This is a genomic window from Yersinia sp. 2542 StPb PI (assembly GCF_048593855.1).
GTDB lineage: Bacteria > Pseudomonadota > Gammaproteobacteria > Enterobacterales > Enterobacteriaceae > Yersinia > Yersinia enterocolitica_E.
On the sequence record NZ_JAZGQA010000184.1, the window covers coordinates 1 to 8,289 of the forward strand.

Here is an 8,289-nt window from a genome sequence, read left to right on the forward strand (position 1 = left end):
GGGTTCGTTCACTTGCCGCCTACCTGCACCTTCAATTACTTTGGGTATATTAAATCAATATCTTATAAATAAATTATTACAGGCAAAACTAACTTCAATCAGAAGATTGGCTTACCGTTGCTGTCTTTAACATTGGTTTTCCAAGCCGCACGAACCTGTTCAACCACTTCTTTTGGTAATGTGGCGTAATCCAGCGCATTAGCTTGTTCAGCACCGTTTTTGTATGCCCAATCAAAGAACTTCAGTACTTCAGTGCCTTTAGCCGCATTTTTCTGCTCTTTGTGCACCAAAATGAAAGTAGTAGAGGTAATTGGCCAAACATCATCACCTTTCTGATTGGTTAAGTCTTGAGCAAACGTTTTGCTCCAGTCTACACCTTTGGCCGCAGCGCTAAAGCTTTGCTCTGTTGGGCTGACTGGTTTGCCATCGGCTGAAACCAGTTTGGTGTAAGCCAGGTTATTTTGTTTGGCATAAGCGTATTCCACATAACCAATGGCACCTGGCAAGCGCTGAACAAATGCCGCAATACCGTCGTTACCTTTACCACCTAAACCGGTCGGCCAGTTAACCGTTGAGCCTGCACCCACTTTCTCTTTCCACTGCGCATTCACTTTAGCCAGATAGCTGGTGAATACGAATGAAGTGCCAGAACCATCAGCACGGCGCACCACTGCAATATTTTGATCTGGCAATTTAACGCCCGGATTCAGCTTCACAATCGCCGGGTCATTCCACTTCTTCACATTACCCAGATAAATATCACCCAGTGTTTTACCGTCTAAAGTCAGTTCACCAGATTTGATGCCAGGGATATTAACGGCCAGCACCACACCACCAATCACAGTTGGGAATTGGAACAAACCTTCAGCCGCCAGCTTATCGTCTGCTAATGGCGCATCAGAAGCACCGAAATCAACAGTATTGGCAATGATTTGTTTTACGCCACCTGAAGAGCCGATCCCTTGATAGTTAACTTTGTTACCTGTTTCTTTCTGATAAGAATCTGCCCACTTGGCATACACCGGCGCGGGGAATGTCGCACCTGCACCTGTCAGGCTTGCAGCAGCGAACGCGGACACAGTGGTCATAGATAAAGTCGCTGCCACAATGCTGGCTACGGTGGTACGCATCAGTTTCATAATCCCTCCTAATGGGATATTAGAATTAACTCTATACCAAAGAACCTGGTATTGCAGGATGGGCTGAGTAATGAACCAAGCTAACAACGCTGCAACTCAAGTACCAAGTGTATAAATTGTTTTCATCAGATTAAGTATGGTGCAGGAGGGAAAATAGGACAGTTTAATGACAGAAAAATGTATGAAATATTACAGTTATATGACAAACCACCGGGGTTAAAATAAAATCATTATTTATCATTAGATTAGCCTGTTTTTTATCTTGTTATTTGTGATGATTTCAGTTGTGGTCGTGGTTGGTCACTGTTTTCCCGTAGCGTTGCGCTGTGGGTTCGATACGACGAAATCGTTTCTGATAAAATAACGTCGTTTTTTATCACGTTTAATCCATTATATTAACGAATGAATTCAATTGAATGATGTTGTATTTATTCTCAGCGCTGAGCATATTCAACAAATTGGATGAGTAAACGTAAGATAACGGAATAAGGAGAGGAAACTCAATAAAAATACGAATATATTGCCTATCTTTTCATTCTCATCACCATCCTGCTGTGCACATTTTCCCAGACGGCTTCCCTCTATTCTCTATTTCCTCAGTGGTTTTTTTTTGCATTGCTGCTAACATTATTTTCGAGGGTTACGACACTGAGTAACACTGAATTAATTTACTCTATTGAACATCTTCACCATTTTAATAAATTTTCAATATTACACACAAAAAAATCATCGTCTCAGGAGAAAATATTTCTTTCTTAACAACATATTGGCTCTTTCCGAGCCAGTCTCGCGGATGGGACAAGTAACCAACGCGGCTACCTACATGAAACTGGCAGCATGCGAAAGATAGAAAATATAAATTTTCAGTCAATGCTTTTGATTTACTAAGCCAATACCTTGTTTTATTACGCTGAATATTTGTCTCTATATTCTATTGAACGCCCTATGCTTTAGAGAATTTTCGTATAGATAATTACAGCAAACTCATTGGGAAATGATATTATGCAATCTGCAACTATGCCCTCAGGAAAAAATAGTTTTTCTGAAAATAATATTATTAGCAGTGTAATTAATAAATATGCAAACACCGGTGTATTTATAATTAATACCAACGATCCGCTGCTGGTGAAATTCTATGATATTCAACTGGGACTGGCAGGTATCAGCCTCGTTCGTTGTCCTAATTTCAGTCAGCTCTGGGCAAACCACAAACTGGCTAAATATGCCGTCAGCTCACTGGCGATGGGGGATAGCGATAGCGCACAACAGGTACACAGCATCGTTAGCCTGGATTCTACTGATGGGCAAACGTTCTCAGCAAATGCCATTGGTTCGTTGCCGGTGTCAGCCGTAAACATCACGCAAACCTTAGGTATTTTTGACGAATCAGGCAGCCCTGCGGGAACAGTACAATGTAAAAAGAACTATATTTATACTGCCAATTGTCCCATCCAGGCTAATGGCACCTTCCCGGTCAGTTTAAAACAAACCCGCTATCCGGTTAATATCATCTATACCTTCGCCCAAACGGTGAATAACCAGACAGTTTACGGGGCCGAAATTGTTACCACACAAAGTTACCCAAAATTAATTCAAAATGATTCACCTGCTGATTTAAATAAAAATAATCTGATAAAAATCTGTCTGGCTCGTCAAGAAAGCGACTGTGACTACTTTAATAATTTTGACGGCAATGTCACCGTACCGATAAAAGGCAGCGTAACCTACTTCGGCAATATTGATTTAAATAATGGCAAGCCTATAAACGCGTATAACTCAATTTATCTGGTCCGCGAACGTCAGGGCGGCGATCCGATCACCCCTGCCAATGACTTTAATTTCTTTGACGACGCTAAAACCCGAATTAACGGCAACGTTTTATCTTGGGATCTCGACTGGCTTAAATTCAAACGTCCCGATTTTGATTCCGGTGAGCGGGTTTATTATATCTTTAAAGTGACATTACAAATTGAAGGAGCGAGTGTAGCCAGTTTTATTACCAATGCTCCCGGTCCGTTCGATCCTGAACAGCGCTTTTTAAATACCAACACGCTAAAACCCATGCAGATTACCTATGGTTGTTTAGGTAAAGGCACCCCTGTTTTGATGCAGGATGGTAAAGAAAAAGCCATTGATGACATCCTTATTGGTGAATGGGTGCAATCGCAGGATGGGCGAGCGTTAAGAGTCGAAGATGTGATTACCGGCACGGAGCAAAACTATCTTGAGATTGAAGTCAGGGATAGTAGCGGCCAGCTCAAAACCCTTATCACCAGTCTGGGCCACCCTTTTTGCACTACCACCGGTGTGAAACTGGCGAGTGAATTGACTCTGACCAGTCGACTGCTAACCCCAGAGTGTGACTGTGCTATCAGCCGTATCAACAAACAACACGGCGAGATTGAGGTGTACAACCTGCACCTTTCCACTGACGACCCCATCAAAGATCTGACAGAAAGTAGCAGCACCATGTATGCCGCAGGCGTGCTAGTTGGTGATAGCACGATGCAGTATCACTACGAAGAGGCCTACCACCATCGCTCGGTGAATATCCTAAACCAGCTACCGGAAGAATGGCGTCAGGATTATCAAAACCATATTAAAACCATAAGGTAATTGATTGATATGTTTATTGGTTATCCTGATTTTCAGCAAATTATCATCGATGACAAGCTGCGCGTCGTTGCCGTCTGTCAGCAGTCTGATGTCTATTATTTGTATCCAGAACCCTTCGCCCTGATTGCTGGTGATCCGCTGGCCTTTGTACTGGATGTGATCCTCAGCCTAAGCAGCAACATTATCTACGGCGACCTTGATTTTACCGCCGAGCTACAATTTGCCAGCGGCGGCGCACTTGAGGTATTCAATCGCCAACACCCAGGTAAGGCTATCCAAGGTTTGCCGGTTATCCCCTATAAGCTAAGTTTCCGCTCACCACCTGACCATGATTCAGCATTAACCCATCAGGATTACGACCCGACCTGGTATTCAGCGCAGTCGATTCAATTTTTGATCTCGCTCGATGCAGATACCACGCAACTGATGAAAAAAACGTTGCTGGATAATATTGTTGGCTTTAATGCCCGTATCGATGGCTTTGTCGAGGGTGTATCGCCACGGCTGAACTACACACTAGATTGCGATCCCGGCCAGTTAATTGCCGAACTGGCGGCCAATGTTAAAGACGCCCAACCGGTGTCCAACAACCGGATCGCGTTTCCCTACATGTTGCTTACTCAGTACATGTACGAAAATCTGTCCCGGCTACCGCTGCTGATCTCGCCAGCCTTCTCCTCAACCAACCCGGCAGAAGCACTATTATTCGCGCAGGCTTTGCTCGATCGTCTGTTCAACACGTTAGGATCGCCCTATATCGGTAACGCCAACACCAATACTACTTATATTTGCCTGTTGCTCCCCCAGAAACAGCATCGCCTGATAATTGATTTAAAACGCGTTGAGCTAACCCGGCGCCCCATCTGCTTTTTATTGGATCCCTTTGCCACCGCACAACAAATTGCCAAAGAGGCTCCCGAACAGGTTATCCACCAGATAACCGCACCTGCGCTGCCAGACGGTAACCTGCGGATTAACATTCTTTACGCTTTCCCACAGGGTCTTAAAGACGGGGCGTTTATTGATATACAAATCATTTTACCACCGGGCGAGCTTTATCCTTCTGAACAACAGCAAACCCTGCTATTGATACCCAGTCAGAGTTATTTGGCCTTCACATTTATTAATAATACGTTCAGCTTGAATAGTGAATATCAGTACCATATTCGCGTTAGCTACCCCACCGCCAATGGATATATCTCTCTCGTCACCGAGCAACGAACCAGTAATAACAAAATACTGACGCTGGATTATTCCAGCCTTCCTTGTCAGTTCCTGACCCTCAATATCGATCCGACATTCGCACAACACAGTATGCTCACAGGCCACTACTCCTCCGCTAACCTGTCAGAACCCTTTGAACTCACACTGGCTTCGCCCTGTTTCAGTTATCCGATAACGGGACGTGATGCCTATGCCAAGCTGACCGCCTGGGATAACGATAGCGCCGCCTCAGTGGTGCTCGATATGCCAATCATCCAGTCAGCCACCATCGGTGTTTATAGTTTTCCTCAGTTTGGTGCGCAGCACGCCACCATTATCGCCCGGTTTGCTACTGGCATCCGCTATGTCACGTTACGATTTCAAGCTCAGGGTGAAACGCAAACGCGCGATCATACGTTTACGCAGCAGGATAATTGCTATGAATATCAATGGAATGTCACATCAATTTACGCGGCAGGGTTTCGTTATAAAACCAGTAACGGTCAATGGTCGGACTATGTGACGGGCAATCAAACCATTACACTTGAGGTTGAAAATGAAGATTGAATCATTAAATCCTGAAAAAAATCTGGCGTCCTTTTTTTTGCTTGATCGAGCTTTCGTCTTTCACGATCAGCGAAGCCCGCCCAATGACTATACCTATGGCTGCTTCACGCCTGAAATAGTTCATGACGATCGGGGAAATAAAACCAGTGGTTTTCACCTTACCACCAGTCCGGCAGGCGGCCTCGTCATCCTGATTACACCGTTAGTTCCCCTCAATACCCAAGCTATACAACAGTATATTCAGACACATATCTCCCACTCAGGCGGTAACATCACCCTTAAGCAGTGTACTGCGAAGACGGCGATCTTCTTGCGCTTTCATGAGCCGTTGGGTGACGCCACCTATCTGGTTGAGTTTGAAGGAAACTCTATGTCGACCACCCATTCGGAAGGGATAGAGTTGACTGAGGCCATACAGGGCAACGCGAAGCGGGTTTTTCTTACCACCCACACACAATTCACAGTAAGTACCACAGTTAACGCCCATCTCACCAGCGACTGGCGGCAGTTTCTAATACTGGCGTTTAACACCAAAACCCGCACACCAGAGGCTATTGCGCAGCTACTCGACAAGCAAATTACTGCTGGTATCGTCGTGTTGGACGAGGAGTTTAAAAATACCCCGTCGCCGCAGACCAAAGAGACCGTGAGAAAAAATCTGGTCGACCTCGCTGCCAGCATCCTCAGTAATACGCTCGCCAACATCTCGCATATTGATGAGATACCCACCAGAATTGACTATGATTTTTCTTACGAAAACAGCCTGCCCCAATCTTATGAACTGATCGACGAACAGGATATCGCGACGCTATTCAGCGGCTTTATCGCCAATAAACTGATTTCCTATGACCCTTCGCCGCTGCCTGAGCCTCAACGAAAACAACCTGACGATCCGGGAAAACAGCATACCTGCAAAGTCAGCCTGGATTTCAATGCCAGCAAATTTATGATTATGTCGATTGAACTGACGTGGGCGGATAAAAAAATACCCATGCAGTGGCCAAACTTTCCTCCTCTCACCGTCACCGCCGATAGTCGCGTGAATGAGATAAATATCAAGGTCACTTTTTCCGACTATTCATTCATTAATATCACACGCCAGTGGCAGGCAGACATCAATCTGACCGTTCAGGATATCGGGTTTCATAATGTGACCTTTGATGCCCGCCACTTACAATCTGATTTTAAAACGATTTCAGGCAGCGCCAATTACTTCCCAGAGGGTCAGGCCAAACGCGCTACCTTTAATTTTTCATTTTCCGATCAGCAGTGGCAAACCACTTGGTTACTCAATACCCAGTCAAATATCTTGAATGGCCGTATTGAATACCACTGGCAGGGAAAAACGTCGTCATTTATAACCAGAAATTACGATTCAGGTGTACAGCAATCGACCTCACTCCGTATTGAACTTCAATACAAAAAATAACCATGAGTTAAGAGGAATAAGCTATGTTAACCACAGCCATCCAGCATTCGATTAAAATAGATACCAATGAACACTTAGGCGTCAAGGTATATACCTATACCTGCTATGGCGATAGCGAAGATAAAAATATTTTTTATGTTATTCCTGAAACTCCAGTATTTTCTGGTCAGGAAAATAAGCCTGACTTCTTATTCTATAAATATCGTAAAGAAGAGCAACAAGGCGGATACGCACAGTTTACCGTCAAACTTCCCGTGCCAACAGAAAGCGAAGCCGACAAAATAAAAGTACAGCTTTATAGTGGGATATCACCGCAACTTGTGGCGAAATCAAAACTTATCGTCCAGTATATTAAAGCTGAAGAATTATTTAATTCCGATCCGACCAATAAAGCCAATCAAGATGCCAAAATTAAAGCTTTTCAAAATGCTGGATTAACCGAAGAGCAAGCAAAAAAATATATACTCGCTTATAACCCTGACGCGGGTGACGATCAATTTCTCGGTCAACTGATGCCCGATGACGCGCGTAAAATAGAATTGCGCCAACCCCGCTATACCTCAGCGCAGGCCTCATTGATCATCAATGAGAACAAAGTATTTTACTGTCAGATGCCCACACCACTGAGTCCCTCTGGTTTGGGGAATAACGATACTGTATTTAGCATGTCGCTAACGGGGCTGGGAGCAACCCTGTTTGAGAATGTATTAAAAGGAACGCCGAGTAATGCCAGCGTCGGGATTCGTTATAACTTCACGCTGGATGCCTCTCTGCCGGCAGTAAAAGTTATTGTCACCTACAACAGTGAGAAAATGAAAGAAGTGACGCAGACCATTACCCGTCATACCTGGTCTGCGGATGAAAAAGAAATCACCCGTGAGTTTTCCGAGAAAGGTGCTGCCAAAGTTTCTGTTATTACCAGCCTCAGCGCGCAAGAAATGGGCATGAAAGATGACCAATATAGTGCTTGGATAAAAACCTTCGAGGACTGGGGACAAACACAGCTTCAACAAATATTGTCTAGCCAGACAGGGCTCGATATGAGTATGGATTTGCTGAACGATGCAGGTAATTTTGATAAATTTAAAGAAAGTCTGAAAAACACGCAGGATTTCACCCGAATATTTGAAGAAAATCGTGTCGTTCCTTTTTCCATCGCGCCGCAGACTCAGTTGCCGTCCATCCTTTCTATTGTCGGTGCTGAGAAGGTCGATGACTATTTCAAAGAATACGATCTTAATGATCCCTTCTTTCAGTTTATTCAACCCGAATTTTATGTCAGTCAGGATCTGGATAAATATGATATTGAAAATATTATTATTATCGCAAAATATG

The 8,289-nt window shown here is 44.2% G+C and carries 4 protein-coding genes and 1 pseudogene; 4 read left to right on the plus strand and 1 reads right to left on the minus strand.

Annotated features, from left to right (window positions below; genetic code table 11):
• Positions 1-98 precede the first annotated feature (98 nt).
• A complete protein-coding gene (gene pstS / locus V1952_RS17690) occupies positions 99-1,139 on the minus strand; it encodes a phosphate ABC transporter substrate-binding protein PstS (RefSeq protein ID WP_083161568.1) in 1,041 nt (346 codons plus the stop codon).
• Positions 1,140-2,141: 1,002 nt separating this feature from the next.
• Between pstS and V1952_RS17695 the strand changes: the two genes are divergently transcribed.
• From V1952_RS17695 to V1952_RS17710, 4 genes and pseudogenes are all read left to right on the plus strand, one after another.
• A complete protein-coding gene (locus V1952_RS17695) occupies positions 2,142-3,755 on the plus strand; it encodes a Hint domain-containing homing endonuclease (RefSeq protein ID WP_420075232.1) in 1,614 nt (537 codons plus the stop codon).
• A 9-nt stretch (positions 3,756-3,764) separates the two neighbouring features.
• A complete protein-coding gene (locus tag V1952_RS17700; RefSeq protein WP_420075233.1) occupies positions 3,765-5,525 on the plus strand; it encodes a hypothetical protein in 1,761 nt (586 codons plus the stop codon).
• Positions 5,515-6,954 carry a hypothetical protein gene (locus tag V1952_RS17705; RefSeq protein ID WP_372560184.1) on the plus strand — a complete coding sequence of 480 codons (1,440 nt, stop codon included), beginning with the start codon at positions 5,515-5,517 and terminating at the stop codon, positions 6,952-6,954. The genes V1952_RS17700 and V1952_RS17705 overlap by 11 nt, the downstream gene beginning before the upstream one ends.
• Before the next feature lie 23 nt (positions 6,955-6,977).
• Positions 6,978-8,289: pseudogene (locus V1952_RS17710) on the plus strand (hypothetical protein); the annotation flags it as partial.